This is a genomic window from Shewanella sp. Sh95, assembly GCF_001308045.1.
GTDB classification, from domain to species: domain Bacteria; phylum Pseudomonadota; class Gammaproteobacteria; order Enterobacterales; family Shewanellaceae; genus Shewanella; species Shewanella xiamenensis.
Window position 1 is genome coordinate 32,488 of the sequence record NZ_LGYY01000234.1, and the last position, 17,426, is coordinate 49,913.

At 46.4% G+C, this 17,426-nt stretch carries 10 protein-coding genes; 6 read left to right on the forward strand and 4 right to left on the reverse strand.

What is annotated here, in order from left to right:
• Window positions 1-9 precede the first annotated feature (9 nt).
• From mdoH to AEA42_RS17165, 3 genes are all read left to right on the forward strand, one after another.
• Window positions 10-2,193, forward strand: coding sequence for a glucans biosynthesis glucosyltransferase MdoH (mdoH, locus tag AEA42_RS17155; RefSeq protein ID WP_037417976.1), 2,184 nt, complete (start codon window positions 10-12; stop codon window positions 2,191-2,193).
• A 409-nt stretch (window positions 2,194-2,602) separates the two neighbouring features.
• Window positions 2,603-4,015, forward strand: a complete 1,413-nt coding sequence (locus AEA42_RS17160) for a L,D-transpeptidase family protein (protein WP_231640417.1) — start codon at window positions 2,603-2,605, stop codon at window positions 4,013-4,015.
• 123 nt (window positions 4,016-4,138) lie between these two features.
• On the forward strand, window positions 4,139-4,687 hold the full coding sequence (locus tag AEA42_RS17165) for a DUF882 domain-containing protein (protein WP_047540686.1): 549 nt from the start codon (window positions 4,139-4,141) through the stop codon (window positions 4,685-4,687).
• On the opposite strand, the gene AEA42_RS17170 is transcribed toward AEA42_RS17165, so the two are convergent.
• Entirely contained in the window at window positions 4,638-5,081 is a 444-nt protein-coding gene (locus AEA42_RS17170; RefSeq protein WP_037417982.1) for a hypothetical protein, read from the reverse strand. The two genes, AEA42_RS17165 and AEA42_RS17170, sit on opposite strands and share 50 nt — an antisense overlap.
• Window positions 5,082-5,393: 312 nt before the next feature.
• Between AEA42_RS17170 and rplY the strand changes: the two genes are divergently transcribed.
• On the forward strand, window positions 5,394-5,681 hold the full coding sequence (rplY, locus tag AEA42_RS17175) for a 50S ribosomal protein L25 (RefSeq protein WP_037417983.1): 288 nt from the start codon (window positions 5,394-5,396) through the stop codon (window positions 5,679-5,681).
• A gap of 195 nt (window positions 5,682-5,876) precedes the next feature.
• Here the strand turns inward: rplY and AEA42_RS17180 are convergent, their stop codons facing one another.
• Window positions 5,877-10,061: a translocation/assembly module TamB domain-containing protein gene (locus AEA42_RS17180; RefSeq protein ID WP_055648378.1), complete on the reverse strand. Its 4,185-nt coding sequence runs from the start codon at window positions 10,059-10,061 to the stop codon at window positions 5,877-5,879.
• Window positions 10,058-11,914: an autotransporter assembly complex family protein gene (locus tag AEA42_RS17185; protein WP_055648379.1), complete on the reverse strand. Its 1,857-nt coding sequence runs from the start codon at window positions 11,912-11,914 to the stop codon at window positions 10,058-10,060. Before AEA42_RS17185 ends, AEA42_RS17180 begins: the two co-directional genes overlap by 4 nt.
• 120 nt (window positions 11,915-12,034) lie before the next feature.
• Between AEA42_RS17185 and AEA42_RS17190 the strand changes: the two genes are divergently transcribed.
• Window positions 12,035-13,066 (forward strand): isoaspartyl peptidase/L-asparaginase, encoded by a 1,032-nt coding sequence (locus AEA42_RS17190; RefSeq protein WP_055648380.1) that lies wholly within the window; start codon window positions 12,035-12,037, stop codon window positions 13,064-13,066.
• 335 nt (window positions 13,067-13,401) lie between these two features.
• On the opposite strand, the gene AEA42_RS17195 is transcribed toward AEA42_RS17190, so the two are convergent.
• A complete protein-coding gene (locus tag AEA42_RS17195) occupies window positions 13,402-16,113 on the reverse strand; it encodes an acetate--CoA ligase family protein (RefSeq protein WP_055648381.1) in 2,712 nt (903 codons plus the stop codon).
• 431 nt (window positions 16,114-16,544) lie between these two features.
• On the opposite strand from AEA42_RS17195, the gene AEA42_RS23065 reads away from it, so the two are divergent.
• Window positions 16,545-17,303: a methyl-accepting chemotaxis protein gene (locus tag AEA42_RS23065; protein WP_156312365.1), complete on the forward strand. Its 759-nt coding sequence runs from the start codon at window positions 16,545-16,547 to the stop codon at window positions 17,301-17,303.
• The last annotated feature ends 123 nt before the right edge of the window (window positions 17,304-17,426 follow it).

Sequence of the window (17,426 nt, forward strand, 5' to 3'; positions counted from 1 at the left end):
CAACATAATATGACTGTATCCGAGAATTCGGTACTTGAGACTGAAGTACTCGTGGGTGGTAGCGCTATGCCTAATGAAAGGCCAGGCGCTATGGAGCCCCAAAGTTTAACCCAAATGCCTGAAGGATTTCCACGCCGTAGCACTGTGGCAAATGGAGTCCGTTCACGGGTTTCCCGTCGGGTGTTTGTTGTTGGTGGCGCCTTATTACTATCGGCCTTTGCTATCTATGAAATGGGCGCAGTTTTCAGTATTGGAGGGATTACTCCCCTCGAATATTTGATGTTGGCGTTATTTGCGATTAACTTCTGCTGGATTGCACTGGCGTTTTGTAGTGGTATTGCTGGCTTTTTCCTCCTATTGAAAAAGCCTAAACCAAACGAGCTTGCACAAACTGAGCTGCACACGCGCACTGCGATTTTAATGCCTACTTATAATGAATCTCCTGACCGGGTATTTTCAGCGGTATCTGTGATGGCTGAAGCATTATCGCAAACGGGTCATGGGCATGCGTTTGATTGGTTTATCTTAAGTGATACTACCGATCCTGAAATTGCGCTGTTAGAAGAACAGGCGTTTTTAGTTCTTCGCCAAGAAACCCATAAACATTCTCGTGTTTATTATCGTCGCCGCCGTAAAAACGTCGCACGTAAAGCGGGTAACGTAGCGGACTTTTGTCGTCGTTGGGGCTCGCGTTATGATCACTTGCTGGTCCTGGACGCCGACAGTTTGATGGAGTCATCCACTATCACGGGCTTAGCGCAGCGGATGCAGGCTGATCCTGATGCGGGTCTTATTCAAACGATTCCATCACTGATCAATGGCACCACCTTAATGGCGCGTTTGCAGCAGTTTGCTGCACGCATTTATGGTCCTGTGATCGGTACTGGTCTTGGTTGGTGGGTGCAAAAAGAAGGTAACTTCTGGGGCCATAACGCTATTATCCGGACTGAAGCCTTTATGGGCGCTGCGGGTTTACCTAATCTTAAGGGTAAGCCACCTTTTGGTGGTCATATCCTAAGCCATGACTTTGTTGAAGCTGCATTGATCCGCCGTGCCGGATGGAGTGTGGTCATTGCATACGATTTACCCGGTTCCTACGAGGAATGCCCTCCATCAATTGTTGACTTAGCGGTACGCGATCGTCGTTGGTGTCAGGGTAACTTGCAGCACTCACGTATTCTGCCAACTAAAGGGTTGCATTGGGTTAGTCGCTTGCACTTAATGACGGGTATTATGGCGTATTTATCTTCGCCATTTTGGTTGTTATTGATTTTAACGGGGTTGATGCTCGCTTTGCAGGCCCACTTTATTCGTCCAGAGTACTTCACCGATCAGTTCTCATTATTCCCAACGTGGCCAATCATGGACTCGGATAGGGCATTGAGACTGTTCTATATCACTATGGTGGTGTTATTTGGACCGAAGATCTTTGGCGTGTTGTTGCTGTTAAAAGATGGCAAATTTGCCCGCAGCGTAGGCGGGCGCATTAAAGCGATGCTCAGTGTGTTATTTGAAGTCATTCTCTCAGCATTGATCGCGCCAATCATGATGTTCATCCACTGTGGTGCGGTAATGTCGATTCTGATGGGGCGTGATAGTGGTTGGTCTCCACAGCGCCGTGACGATGGTAGCATGCCTTGGTTAACCCTGATTTATCGCCACCGTTGGCATATGCTTGCAGGTGTGATGTTGGGTTATGCCGCGATTTTGGACTCCTTAACATTGCTCGCGTGGATGAGCCCCGCCTTGATTGGTTTGTGGTTAGCGGTGCCCATTTCGGCTTGGACCGGTTCGATTAAAATTGGGGAGTTTTTCAAACGTATTGGGATCCTCGCCACTCCAGAAGAACGCAGTCCTGCGCCTATTTGTATTAGGGCACAAGAAGCACGTGCGGCTTACCAAGCGCATATCGAACAGCCTTGGACATTAGCGCAATTGCTGAAAGATCCTGCGCTGATGGAGCTTCACTTAGCCATGGTTGATAAACAGCCACTACGTGCCGCCGGAACGCCGATTGAACCAGTTGAAGCCATTGTGCACGTCAAAGTACATGAAGCACAGTGTCAGCAAAGTGCCTTAGCACTCTTTAATCGCCAGGAAATGGCTTTAGTGCTGGCTAATCCGCTAATGCTGCGGAGTTTGCAAAAACTACCAGAACAGTTTGTGCCAGAGGATCTGGTCTCCTTCTGTTAATTACTTTCTATTACGCTAAATAGTAAAAATGCCACTGATGATCAGTGGCATTTTTGTTTTAGGTCGATAGTGAGCTGCATTTTACGAACAGCTTCAGCTATAGTGATCTTAATACTAATCTCGCTCTGGATAATAAATGTATCGCAAACAATTCGTTGCACGACTTACGGATTGAATTGACTTGCTATAGGCTCGTTTTTTTGCGCCTACATTTGCCTTGTTTTCAGCGCCAAAGTGCAGTTTGAGATTAGGCATTTTATTTTTTGCTGTATTGATTGCATTTATCCATCTCTTAACCTACCTAAGTTACTGTTGTCAAAGGGAGATGTCTATGGTGTCTGTGACTCGTTTTGCGCGGTGTTATCGCTTGGGGTGTTGCACATTTCAATGGTATTTAAAAGCGCTGTTGATGGTGTTTACATTCGTTTCGAGTGCACCACAAGCCGCTGAGTCTACCGAACTAACAAATGGTTCTACAGAGCTAGACATTTCTATTACACAACTACTCGATCAGACATTGTTGCTTGATCTTGCCGATGTCAGTCCGGTATTTCGAGCTAATTATCAAAAACTCAGCCAATGGCAACATCGGCCCTTGAGTACTGATGAACAAGCCGAACTGCTTAAGATGCACCAACAGCTTGAACGCTATTGGTATTACCTCGATCAGCAAGCGGAATGTGTTGAACCTTGTATCAGTAAGGTATTTACTCAACAGGACACTCATTACCGAGCCGTGCTCTTTACGCTTAAACAGCTCATGAGGTTAGAGAACATGACTTCATGGGATACGTTAACACAGGAAGAAAAACTAAATCCCGGGCAGCAAAGTCCTTTGATTTTGCCAATTGCGAAGCGACTTTTTGTATTAGGCTTTCTGCCAAATGAACCCACTATCGAATCTGCTGAAGAGGCTAAAAATGGGATGCTTTATAACGAGCAACTAGTGACTAGCATTAAGCAATTCCAGCGGCAACATGGGTTACAAGCCGATGGCGTAATAGGAAAACAAACCCTTTACTGGCTTAACCAATCGCCCCATACTCGGGCTAAGTTACTGGCGAAAAATATGCTGAGACAGTGGATATTGACACCACAGTTACCAGCACGCTACCTACTGGTTAATATTCCAGCATTTGAGCTCCAGTTAGTTGAAGCAGGGAAGGTGACTTTACAGTCTAAAGTGATTGTCGGTAAAGCATCGCGGCCAACGCCTTTATTAAAAAGTCAAATTTCCAGTGTTGTGATGAACCCAGAATGGCGAGTGCCACGCACGATTATTCAACGTGATATCCTGCCGCATATTCGCCATGATGGGCATTATCTTACTGAACGAGAATTTGATGCTTACGATTATGATGGTAAGCGCGCCGAGCATTCTGCAGAACAATGGCAAGTACTCGCTTCATCGCATTTTCCTTATCAGTTGGTGCAACGGCCAGGACCCAAAAATGCCTTAGGCCACTATAAATTTCATTTCGACAATAGTTTTAGTGTGTATTTGCATGGAACTTCTGAGCCAAGTCTCTTTAAAAAGGCTAACAGAGCTTTATCATCGGGCTGTATTCGGGTCGAGAAGGTTGAAGAATTAGCACGCTGGTTTAAGACCCATTTAGTCAATGATCAGCGCCTTTGGGATAAATTAAGTTCAGATATCACCCAATCCCAATGGTTTTCCTTGTCTGATAAGTTGCCCATATTTATTGTCTATTGGACGGTATGGCTTGATGACGCTGGGGAAGTGCAATATCGGAATGACATTTACCAGCAGGAGAGTGAGCTGAGTTATGTGGTTTCGGCAACGATTTTTAACATGCTCTAATTGATTGAACTTTTGAAGGATTTTTTAATCTGATTGTTTGCATGTCGATCAAGACTTGATCTGGATGGCAATTCACGATAATTTGCGTTCTCAGTGTCCAAAAAACGAACAGAAGGTGATGATGTGACCTTACTTTGTCCTGCCCGTAGGCAGTTGTTGTTAGGCCTCAGTGGTGTGGCATTGTGTTCCTTAATTCCTTCCAAAGCGATAGCGAGCCGTTCAACCAAAGGTGTGCGTGAGCTTAGCCTGTATAATCGCCATACGGGTGAATATAACAACGGTAGCTATTGGGTCGATGGCCATTATCAGAGTGAAGTGTTGGCCGATTTTAGCCACTTGCTGCGAGATCACCGTCAAAATGTAACAGCACCGATGGATAAACGCTTATTTGATCTGCTTTATACGCTTAAGACGACGTTAAATACTGATAATGAAATCCATGTGATTTCTGGTTACCGCTCACCAAAAACCAATGCGATGTTGGCAGGTAAAAGTGGTGGTGTAGCTAAAAAAAGTTACCATATGCAAGGGATGGCAATGGATATTGCGATCCCTGGGGTCAAATTAAAGACAATCAGAGATGCGGCTTTATCACTTAAGCTAGGAGGCGTAGGCTATTATCCTAAGTCTGGTTTTGTGCACGTTGACTGCGGTCCTGTGCGGCATTGGTAGTTTGTATCTTTTGCTCAGTGTTTAATGAGAGCTGCTGATAAAATTGCAGCTCTAGTGTTTGGATGTCCTGTAAGTAATACTCGAGTAGCGGCAAAAAAACTTGTCCCAGTTTATTCATCTCACGGTGTTGCTGCCAATCACTAACCTGCTTATTCAGACTTTGTGAAAACTTAAATTGTCTTAGTCTTTGGCTCTCAACTGCCGGTGATTCACAGATCTGCATTAGCATGAGTAAACTGCGGTTTTTTTGTTGTGTGCAGGCGAGCAGTTCCAGCAATTTTAACTCTATCGTGGTCTGCTGATAGGGGACAGTTTTAATGAGTGAGACCAGTTCACGGGCTAATTGGCAGGAGAGTCGATTTTCTTGTTGCAATAAATACAGCTCGTGACACATGTTTTACAAGGCTGAAGTGGCAAAATTTGCTCGAGCTTAACAGGCATCGAATGGCTTAAGTGTGATCAAGATCGCGTGTTTTTCGATTCAGATCAAAGGTGTTTCGCCTATGTAACAGCGCTAGAACAAGTTTCCCAATTCAATAAATACTCTTGTTAATTGATAACGATATCCCATTATTACCCCATTGCATTCAGAGTTTGGCTGTTCTTGTACCTGCTGAGTAACTGTGTTAGTATGCGCGCGCTTTATATGAGTCACCATTGGTCGAGAATGGTGATATTTTTTACTCTAAATTTAAGTGAGAAACACATGTCTTACACTATCCCAGCACAAACCCGCACTGAAATAGGGAAAGGTTCGAGCCGCCGCCTACGTCATGCAGGTAAAGTTCCTGCCGTTATTTATGGCGCAGGCAAAGAGCCAGTTTCTATTGTTTTTGATCACAAAGACATCATCAACATTCAAGCTAACGCTGACTTCTATACTTCTGTAGTGACTATCGTATTAGATGGCAAAGAAGTAGGCGTTCGTGCACAAGCTATGCAACGCCACGCGTTCAAGCCAATCATTGAACACGTTGACTTCGTTTACGCTTAATTGCGTAATTGAAGCAAAAAGCGCCTATATGGCGCTTTTTTTGTGGCTGCTTTTCACTCATCAAACTCTGATGCTTGCAAGTTAAGTGACTTTAACCATCAAACAATTGCTGGTGTTTAATCATTTTGCCTGTGCACAGCGTCAATATCATCATCGGCATGTAGCTCACTATTGTGTCTGCGTGCTAGCCAAGCACTACTTGATATTGAAATTGTAATAGATATCGAGGGATTGCCCTAAGGTACCGGATACGGTTTCAAGATAGAGTTGGGATAACAGGTAATATCTGACAGTCATCTCATATCCAGGATTGAATACGCCAACACCGTATTTGACCATAAGGTTATCACCGATAAAACCACTGATGGCAACGCGGCCCTCATCATTAGTATCGAGTTGCACGTTAGAGAAACCAAATTCTTCGATAATGCCCGCTGCTGTATTTCCAATATTATTAATAGCGCCACCGCCACCAACCTGAGCACTGAGTCCCAGCGCAGCTCCCATCATCAAGGAGTTGTTCTGCTCATTATTGGTACTGTTGAACCCGCTGCCTTTAATAATATAAGACAGAATTTCGGCTTGTTCCTTGGCAGGATTAGAGAAAAGGGTGACCACCGGCCGAGTTGGAGTACCAGTGACGCGCACTCCCGCGACCAGATCTTCGCTCTTTATTTCCCGAATTGCTTCAATATTTAAATTAGGGACAGAAGGTGGGCCTACAAATTGCACTTCACCCGTACGGATTTTCAGCGTTTGCCCCATAAACTTATAGTTGCCTTGTTTGACCTTAATATCTCCAAATAACAGGGGTGGGCGAAACGCCTGTTGCTGAAGTTTTAAGGTTCCCTGTAGCTTACCTTTGAGGCCCATACCATCGATTTTAAGATCGTTGCCAACGTTAATATTCAGGTCGGCCACAATGGCATAGGGGCTGGCTTTAGGTTGCGCGGCGGCAATTGAGTCATTGAAAACGACATCCTCTGACAAGGCTACACCACCCTCAGCCAGTTGCACTATCTTAATATTACCCGAGGGAACATCGACTACCCCTTTGACTTCAAGTTGTTGGCTGCTAAAAGCAATCGTGAGATCGGGCGATACATCTAAGAGTGCGAGTGGTGGTTGGATCACCGCCAGTTTATCGCCTTTGACGGCAAGTTCTCCGCTAAACTGCCCTTGAGGCCAACGCATTTGTCCCGTAATTCGGCCTAAACCATTGCCCATCATCCAGCGACCTTTAAGGGATGCCTGCTGACCGCCAAGATCCATCGACAGATCAATTTTATTGATAAGGGTAGGGTTCGCTGTCAGTGCAAGAGCTCCTTGAGTGAGCGAAACATTACCCGATACTTCGGGGGCATCTAGGGTACCAGCAAAGTTTAATTTGCTAGTCAGTAAGCCTTCTAGGGTATTGAGCTGTGGGAAAAATTCGCCAAGAGGTTGAAGGTTAATTTGTGTGATATTGGCATAACCCGACAACGAGCGGTCAGGCGTCACGTTAACAGTGAGTTCACTTTGCCAGCTTGCCACGTCCTGTGACTCAAAGTTGATAGACGACATTAGTCGTTTGGCATCTAAGTTAGCTTTTAAAGCAAGTTGCTGATATTTAATGGTGACTTCGCGATTTTTGGCGCGTTTGAGTTTGATGCTACCGGGATCGAAGTTAAAATCGACATTCGCCGTGGGTTTTCGCCCTGCGGTCCAAGCAAAGTTTGCCAATAGCGAAGAGCGACCATCCCAATCCATATTGCTTGGTAATACTGGGGCTAAAAGTTTACCAAGATTACCAGCATAACTTAGTTGCACCTCGCCTTTTTTACCTAGCGAGATTTGATTATCTAAACAAATCTTACTGTTAGGGTTGACTAGACAGAAGGGACTGACATTGCCTTTGGTTGTATTTTGATCCCATGCAACAAGGATATCTTTATCTATTTCCCAGCGACCAACAGGAGTTGCCAAGTTAATTTTATTCACTTGAGCTTGTAGTCGAGATTTTTTCATATCGTATTGACTGGTCACGCCAAGCTCGAGCCCCAAATCCCCAGTGGCACTTAGGGTCAGTTTTTGGTTTTGAATATCGCCCTTACTGCCAAAGGTGACGGTATCTAGATTCTGTGAACCGAGTTGTAGCGCCTTAGACTTGAGCGATAGGGCAAATTCGTGTGCATCCAAAGGCTTATAGTAGGCTTTGAGCGTGGATTCCCTCAGCTTAATATTTTGGTGCACCAGATCGACCAGTTGCGCGGTTAACTCAAGCTGTGGATGTTTTTCATCCCCAGTGACATTGATATCGGCCTGCAATTGGCCGCTGGCTTGGGGTAGCCATAAACCAAAGTCGGGGACTTGCAGCTTACCCTTAATGTTCCAGGTTTTGTTGGTTTCTCCCGCTAAAGTTAAGGTGGAACCCAGTACCTTGGCATTGACCCCTTTGGCGCTGATATACAGTTTATCGTTGATACTGACATCGGCGGTGATATCAAATGGATATCCCTGCAAGCTGCCCGACAGTTGAGTGTCCGCTAGAGCAACTTGCCACTGTTTATCTAACAAACGTCCCGTGGTCTGTAATTGTCCAGAGATTAAACTGTTTGGCAGGCTGCTGCTTGCAGTGGCAGGCATCGCCTTATCGGTATTTGTGCTCGGTGTGTTCGTGTCCTTATTTGGCGTTGATTCTGGCATCTGCGCTATTTCTGGCAGGGTGATTTCCTGTAATTTCAGGTTATCGAGCAATACCTTGGCTTTCCAATTGATCGCCTTAGCGTAATCTAGCTCACCAGTCACATCGATCGAACCTAGCTCGCCCTTAGCATTAAACTGCTTAATATCGAGTTTCGCATCTTGATGATGGAGTTCACCGCTAATGGCTAACATTTTATGAAAAGGTGTGGTGACATTTCCTTTGAGTATTGCGGCTTGTTGAGTAAGGGAGCCTTGGCTGTCGAGGTTAAGATCGCTGACGAGATACTCGGCATGTTGCAGTGGCCACTGTGCGCGGGCTTTCTCCAGTTTGACCTTGTAGGGAAGCGTGGGATCTTTCAGGGTCAATTGCCCATTGAGACTAAAATCGACATCTCCTTTTGCAAGGGCTTGAATACCGAGTTGTCCGACACTTTGGCTAAGCGTGAGGCTTAATTGTTGATGTGTCAGCTCCGGCAACTCGGCAACCTGAGTCACATTGGCCTTAACCTCAAGCGCGAGCGGATAGTCCTGTTCGAGGGCGAGTTGGCCCACCACAGAAAGATCTCCATAACTGTGGCCAAGTTGCAGTTTATCAAGGGTTAACTGATACTTGGCAAATTGCCCCTGAAGCTCAATATGGCTAAACAGATCTTCGCGTGGCCCAATCTGCAAACGGCTGTTGTCTAAGCTAAGTTGCTTTACATCCACCGGAAAAGGCATAAACACCTGCGGCAAATGGGCAAGTGCCCATTCCTCTGTAGATGTTTGCTTATCGGCGTTTTTATCAATTTGCTTTTCAGCCTGGGTATTCGCTGGCGTTTGCGCCGTAGCTCCCTTATTAGCAATGGGCTTATCCGCTGAAGCTTTAGCACTTGCTGTCGCCGCTGCAGTTGCAGCTGTCTCGGCTGCCTTGGTGTCAGTGACTTGTGTGCCTGTGATTTGAGTATCTGTGACTTGAATACTTGCGCCTTGAGGATCTGTGGCCTGTGTGTCTAGCACAGGGCTGTCTTCGGTAGGAATTAACACAGCCAAGCCTTCACTGCTAAGCTGCTCAACCGTCAGTCCTTCGGCAAACCAAGTCGCGGCGGTCTGAATATGATTGGCCGAAAAGCGCATCTTATCGACCGCAATATTGATGTTGTTCAGTTCGGCGCTGTCGAGCTTTATCCCAAAGGGCAGAACCAGTTCACTCGGCTCATCATTTTCGGGGGTAACGTCGTCTTCAGTGGAACCTGAGCTTAAGGCCTCGGTATCGATATTGACATCGATTTGGCTCGCCGTTAAAGCATTCACACACAGTTGTTTTTGTAGCAAACAAGTGGGTTGCCACGCCAAATGTAAATTCTTGAGCTCAACGTTAATCCCTTCCATCGACCAACTGGCGTGGGCTAAGGTGAGATCCTTATTTAAGGAGCCTGAGGTGTAGGTGAGCGCCAGATCGGGCACAAATTTATCGGCTAAGCCGACACTGATCCGTGAGCCAATTTCAGTCCCCAGCAGTAATGCCATCATCACCAAGAGAGTTAAGGGGACGTAAACAATAATGCGCGTAAAGAGTTTAAATATTTGCCATAGGCGCAGCTTTAGGGTTTTAGGCGGAACACAAGTTGGGTTTTGTTCCACAGTTTGTGGCTCATGCGTTTGATTTTCATGTTGAGCGGATGTATTGGGCTCATGAATTGGGGGCTGACTCATAATTCTGTCCCCATGGTTAAGTGAATACGCCATGAGCGGTCGATAGTGTCTGTCTCTTTCAAACCTACCCCTAAATCCAACTTAATTGGGCCGATGGGGGATATCCAATGGATACCACCACCTACGGCGATAACGGGCTCAAACTGATTGTTATCAAAAGCGTTACCCGCATCGACAAAGGTAGCAACCCGCCATGTTGGTGTAACGTAATATTGATATTCCAAACTACCAACCATTAAGTAACGACCACCGATAACCTCCCGATTGACCTTACCATCGGCATCGATATAGTCCAGATAAGGGCCTAACTCTTGATAGCCATAGCCGCGAATGGTTTGGTCACCACCTGCAAAGTAACGCAGTGATGGTGGGATCAAGGCTAACTCATTTTCATTGGCAAGGTTGGCGGAGAGATCCATACGCGCCACGATTCTGTGGTTATCAAAAAAGGTGTCAATCCACTTAAATTTTGCCTGCAAGCGGGCAAGGCGTGTTTCTGAGCCTAGATAAGGATCGGCATAATCTAGGCTGTATATTTGCCTAAAACCGGATTTGGGATCGAGGGTGTTATCGCCACGGGTAGTTTTAGAAAAGTTAATCCCCGCAAGGTAAAAACTCGGGCTGTAGTCGATATCTGACTGAGTATATTCTTCACGAATGGCATCGAGGGAATAGCTCATGAGCCATTGATTTTCCAGCCGTTGCTGTCTTAATAGACCGAGTAAATACTTGGTCGCTTCTAGCTGCCCTGTGTTGCGAAAATCACGGTTTTCAGGCTCGTAAACTTGTGTAACCCCATATTTATCCCGCAGTAAGCCTAAACGGATCTTCAGTTGGTCGTCCAAAGGATGAGTCAGTGGAATGGTATAAGTGGTTAAAAACTTGGGTCTGTCTGGCGACCACTCCAAACTGGTTTCTTGGGAATGGCCGTATTTATTGATCTGCGGGGTTCGCCAAGTAACACGCACCCTAGGATCGAAGGTCTTATCTGCGCTTTGGCCGATATCACCACCTAAGCCTAATTCGATGGAATGGCTGGCTTTATCGGTTAACTCTACCTTGACGGGCAGTTGATTATCTTTTGCCTGATCGAGCTGTGGGATCACTTTAATATTGGAAAAATATCCCGTATCCAGCAATTGACGGTTAAGAGCGCTGACTCTGCGAGTCGAATAGGCTGCATCTTCCTTAAAGGGGATAAGTTTGGTGAGAATATCCGGCTCTAAGGTATGACCTTCAAAACTGACTTGGCCAAAATGGTAACGTGCGCCAGAGTTAAAATGCAGGCTGATTTGGGCGGTGTTTAAATCGCGGTTGATGTTAATCTGTGATTCTGTAAATTCGCCATCGAAATAGCCTCGCGCGAGGGCGAGCGTCACCAGTTGGGATTTGACATCCGAATATATGCCGTGGTTTAGCGTATCACCGGGCTTAATATTGACCTCAGCAAGCCATTTGTCGAAGGCTCGGTCGTCAAGCATTTCGCCTGAAAAATTAATATCGACCCATTGAATTTTAACCGGTTCACCTGCATTGACCGTAAGCTTGAGTTCCCAAGGACCTTTCTCTTTCTCGACTAAATGTTCCTCCAACTCTCCATGGTAATACCCCATAGACTCTAGGGCGGTGGTAACATTGTCTTCCACATTAAATAAGAAGGCTCGGCGCTGCACTTCGGAGTCAGGCATTGCACCTAAGTGGGCGAGAATATTACGCTTCAGGGCTTCGTCGACCCCATTGACTGAAAGCGTTAAAAAGTTATCAGCGGCCATAGTCGCTGATGCCACTAAACTTAGACTCAGTAGCAAATGAAGACGAAAAGATAATGAGGTAATTTGCAAGAATCGCTGCACTTTATAGTCCCTGTGATGTGACTTCATTGTCGCCAGAATAGCGTTAACAGGCAAGGAGATGATTGAAATTAGTCATTGAAATGGTTACAAAGGACGTTACTGTTTAAGGGGATGTAAATAATGAAAATAAAATTAGCCACCTTTAGTTTAATTCTCTCGAGTGCACTTTTTATGTCACAAAATACCCAAGCAAATGAAAAACCTTTTGCCATTGCGATCCACGGTGGCGCAGGCACGATTTCTAAAGCCAATCTCACGCCTGAACTGCGACAAGCCTATAAAGATAAACTAAAAGAAGCCGTCGATAAGGGCTCAAAAATATTAGAACAGGGTGGCGATAGCATACTTGCCGTACAAACAGCCATCAATGTATTGGAAAACAGCCCATTGTTTAACGCCGGTGTCGGTTCGGTTTACACCTATGATGGTGGTCATGAGTTAGATGCCTCTATCATGGATGGTAAAACCATGAATGCAGGCGCTGTGGCAGGTGTACGCCATATTGCTAATCCAATCGATTTAGCTATAGCGGTGATGAATAAGTCCGAGCATGTGATGCTCTCGGGCGCGGGTACTGAGGAGTTTGCCTTGACTCAAGGTTTTACGCTGGTACCTAACAGCCATTTTGATAGCGATGCCCGTTATCAGCAATTACTCGATGCCAGACAAAACTTGCAGGCGGCTGAAAAGTCCGAGCAAATTGCAGGCATTGAGATGAAAGATCTCGATTATAAATTTGGCACCGTTGGCGCAGTCGCTTTAGACAAAAACGGTAACTTAGCGGCGGGGACATCCACCGGCGGCATGACGGCTAAGCGCTTTGGCCGGATCGGGGATTCGCCAGTGATTGGTGCGGGCACTTATGCGGAAAACGGCGTTTGCGCTGTATCTGCAACGGGTCACGGTGAGTTTTTTATTCGCTACCAAGTGGCGGGCGATATCTGCGCCAAGGTGAAATACCAGCAAAAATCCATTATTCAAGCGGCGGATGAAGTGATTAATCAACGTCTTATCACGGCGGGCGGTTCTGGTGGGGTGATTGCGGTTGATCATCGAGGCAATGTTGCTACCCCCTTTAATACTGAGGGGATGTACCGTGCAACCCGCACCAATGGTGAACCCGCACAGGTAATGATTTGGCAGGATCAATAATGTGAGTCACCTGCGATCATCACAAAGAATAAGTGTCGCATAAGCGGCACTTATTATTTGTAAGACATTAGGGTGTGTTGACGTTTCGAGATTAAATGTTGATCGTTCCGGCAGTACGTGCTCGCGAAACGAGGAATGCTGTGTCGTTATTCTACTCAAATGACGAACGGCTCTTATGGCAGGAAGTAAGTCGAACCCTTGAGGAAGCATTTAGCTGGCGTTTCTGCCGCATTATCGTCCGTTTATGTAGAATAACTACACGGACTTTGCCTTGCATAAACGCCCGCCAAATTGCTGCAAAAATAACCCTAAAACGTCAACATACCCTAGGTATATCATGTATTGACAGGGCTGTTACTTTTGAGGTCCATATGCATTTTGATTAGATGCTCTTCCATATCGAAGGTCACCTTAAAGCCTAGGCTTTTAGCAAGACTTGCCATATTGCGGTTTTCAAACATGGTAAAGCCTGTAAGCACAGGGGTGTCATTGGCTTGATAGTATTTAATCAATTTTTCAAGCAGCAGTTTACCTAGCCCAATGCCTTGGTGATCCCCCCGTACCGCCATAGCAAATTCTGCCTCGGTATTATCGGGGTCGATGGAGGCCCTTACCGCGCCTAAGGTAATGTCATCACCGTCCGGTCCTTTGGCCGTAGCGATAAAGGCCATTTCGCGGGCATAATCGATTTGAGTCAATACCGCCATTTCCTCGTGGGTCATTTTCGAGCGTACGCCAAAATAGCGTTTATATCTGTCCTCATCGGAGAGGGAGTTATCAAAGGCCAAATGTTTAGGCTCATCCTCGGGAAGAATGGGGCGAAGCATCACTCTGAGGCCATTTTTTAGCTCGGCAAATTCTTCTAACTCTTTGGGGTAGGGCATGATGGCAAGTCGAGAGGGATTATCCGTATTGGCATCGTGTAGGCGGATATTCACATCGAGCAGGGTAATGTTTTCCCCCGCCGCCAGTACAGGGTTGAGATCCAGCGCCGCAATCTCTGGACAGTCGATAATTATGTGGGATATTTGCGTCAGCATCACGCATAGGGCGTTCATATCAAGCCCTAGTGGCAAATGCCGATCTTTTAACTTATGGGTTTTTAGGGCTTGGATGACCATATAACGGGCCAGTGCCATATTGAGTGGAGGCAAAGCAACCGCCGCATCCTGAGTCGGATCCCATTCTGAGCCGCCTTCACCCAAACAGATGGCTGGGCCAAAGACGGGATCGCTAATCACGGCGACACGGATTTCCTGCGCGCCCGCAGTCAGTGCCATCTTTTGTACTATCATGCCTTCGATAATGGCGTCCGGATTGGCCTGATGTACCCGCTGGGTAATTGCATTCGCGGCATGGCGAATGTCTTCCTCCGAGGTCAGATTAAGCATCACCCCGTGAACATCGGATTTATGCAAAATATTGGGTGATTGCACCTTGAGCGCAAGGGGGTAACCTGCCTCATTGGCTATAGCGACGGCCTCATCAGCATCTTTGACAAACCAAGTGTCGATAGTATTGAGGCCATAGGCGCGCAAAATCGGGCTGGCTTCATGGGTTTCGAGTACCGCTTTACCCTTGGCCTGCGCCGCTTGCAGCAATTTTCGCGCTGTTTGGCTATCGGTCGGAATATTGTCGGGGATCGACTGCGGCACTTCCTGTAGCAGTTTTTGATTGCGACGATATTCCACCATATGCATAAAGGCGCCTACTGCCCCTTCGGGGGTGCGATAGGTGGAGATGCCGCCCTTGGTAAAGCGTTTGCGGGCTTGATAGGCCGAGTCTTCACCGCTCCAGTTGGTGAGGATATTTAAACGGTTTTTCTTCGGATGCGCGTGGATAACTTTAATTAAGGCATCGGCAATCTCGACACTTTCACCAAGGGCTGAGGGCGAATGCAATACTAAAATGGCATCTAATTCCTCACTATCCATTAGGATGGAGAGCGCATTGGCATAGCGGCTAGCATTCGCATCACCGATAATATCCACCGGATTTTGCTTCGACCACGTCGAGGGCAGTACTGCATCAAGCTTAGCAAGCGTGTCTGGGGATAATTCTGCTAATTTCCCGCCGCGGAGGATCAGTTCATCGACGGCTAATACCGCGGGCCCGCCACCATTACTGATAATACCTAATCGCTCTCCCTGCAGTGGATTGGAGTGGGCAAGGCTTTCAACCGCGGCAAAAAGTTCTATTAAATCATTTACCCTCAGCATCCCCGCGCGCCTAAAGGCGGCTTCATACACAGCATCATTACCACCGATACCGCCCGTATGTTGTTTCGCGGCCCGTACGCCTTCGGCGCTGCGGCCCGATTTAATCACTAAAATCGGTTTATTACGCGAGGCTGCTCGGGCAGCAGAGAGAAAATGGCGCTTCTCATTAACTGAGTCGATATACAGCATAATGGCACTGGTACGGCTATCGCGGCCGAGATAATCGAGCAGTTCATCGAAGTTAATATCAGTGGCATCGCCAAGGGAAATAAAAGACGAAAAGCCAATCCCTTTGTTATTTGCCCAATCGAGCACTGTGGTGCATATTGCCGCTGATTGGGATACAAACGCAATTTTGCCGGGTAAGGCACTCGCATGGGCAAGGCTAGCATTGAGTCCTAAGGGCGGTAAAAGCATCCCTAAACTATTAGGACCAAGGATACGCATGCCATAACGTTTGGCATGTTGCATGGCTAGGTCGAGTAAGCTTACACCATCATCGTTGACTTCCTGCGCCATCCCAGAAGCCATAATAATTGCCACTTTACAGCCAAATTGCGCGAGAGTTTCGACAATCGCGGGTACACGGCTAGCACGAGTACAAATCACCGCGAGGTCGGGTTTTATCGGTAAGGCTTCAATGTTGGGATAGGCAAGCACGCCCATAACCGCGCGATATTTGGGCGTAACGGGCATGATGGGCCCAGAAAACCCGCTGGATAGCAGGTTTTTCATTAGCACATTACCTGCTCGTTTCTCGCTATTAGAGGCGCCAATGATGGCAACGGATGTGGGTTTAAATAAGGAATGTAGTGTACGTTGACTCATAAATGATCCCATCCCAGACGAAGACGCTGCCAGTGTAACCTACGCACGTGGGGCTGCACAGTTTTGATTCAGGTATTGCGCGGTAAGTTTATTAGTAAATCATTAAGTTAAATGCGGTAAACATCATATTTTTATCTTTAATGAAACATTTTTAGTAACAGCGAGATCTCTGACTACAGAAGCGAAAACCTGTGGGCTTTGCGGAGATTTTGGTTGCCAAATGCTACAAGGCAGCAGATGGCAAACGTCTACTCCTTGCCTCTCGTCATCTGAGTCGACGTGTTACGAGAGTATAAGCTTGCCAGAGCGAAGATAATCTAATCAAGAAATGTCAACACGCCCTCAACAAAGTAAAATTTTTCCGTATTTGTTTGAAAACCCCTGAATCTCAAACTACTTTTTACACACGGATAAATTATTGTGAAGTGTTTATGAGATACATGGATGGCATCATCGCAGTCTTTGCAATAGCAATAGGTTACTTGGTGGGGTCTATTACCCTTTGGCTCCTCAGTCCGGTGTTGGCGGTTGCCGTGATGTTATGTTGGCAATTTTACCGTCAGCAGCAATCTTCGGTGGTGTCTAGCATATCTCAAGTAGAACAACGGGATGGCGTCGCTCTTGGTTGGCAAACGCACCAACGCTTATACCAAGAGGCGATTGCGACTGTTAGTGAATGTGAAAATAATATCCATAATGTCCTTCGGGTTCAGGAAGATGCGGTTAATTTACTCGGAGATTCTTTTGATGGCTTAGGCCGGCTGATGACTGAGCAAACGGGATTTATCTCTGATCTAGTAAAAAGTACTGATGATGCTGAGATATTTCACTCCGAGCAGATGAAACAATTTGCGAATAATACGTCGCAAACGTTAGAACGCTTTATTCAATCCACCATAGAAATGTCTGCCTCAACAATGGAATTGCTTGAGAAAGTTAATCTTATTTACGAATCCATGCCGCAGGCGATGAAGGCCTTACAGGATATCGATCAAATATCTTCTCAAACAAACTTACTCGCTTTAAATGCCGCGATTGAGGCGGCGCGTGCGGGGGAAGCGGGTAGAGGCTTTGCGGTCGTGGCGGATGAAGTGCGTGCATTGTCTAACCGCAGTTCTGGATTTAGTGAAAGTATTCAAAAACAACTGAGATCTATTCAGAATCAGATTGAACAACTCACCCAGCACTGAAGAATCCCCTGATGATTTACAAATAAATCATCAAATTAGGGTGGAAGCGCATCTTGTTGCATGATCAAATGGTTTCGCTAAAAACTACACTTGGACAACAAGATGCGCGAAGCCAATATCCTA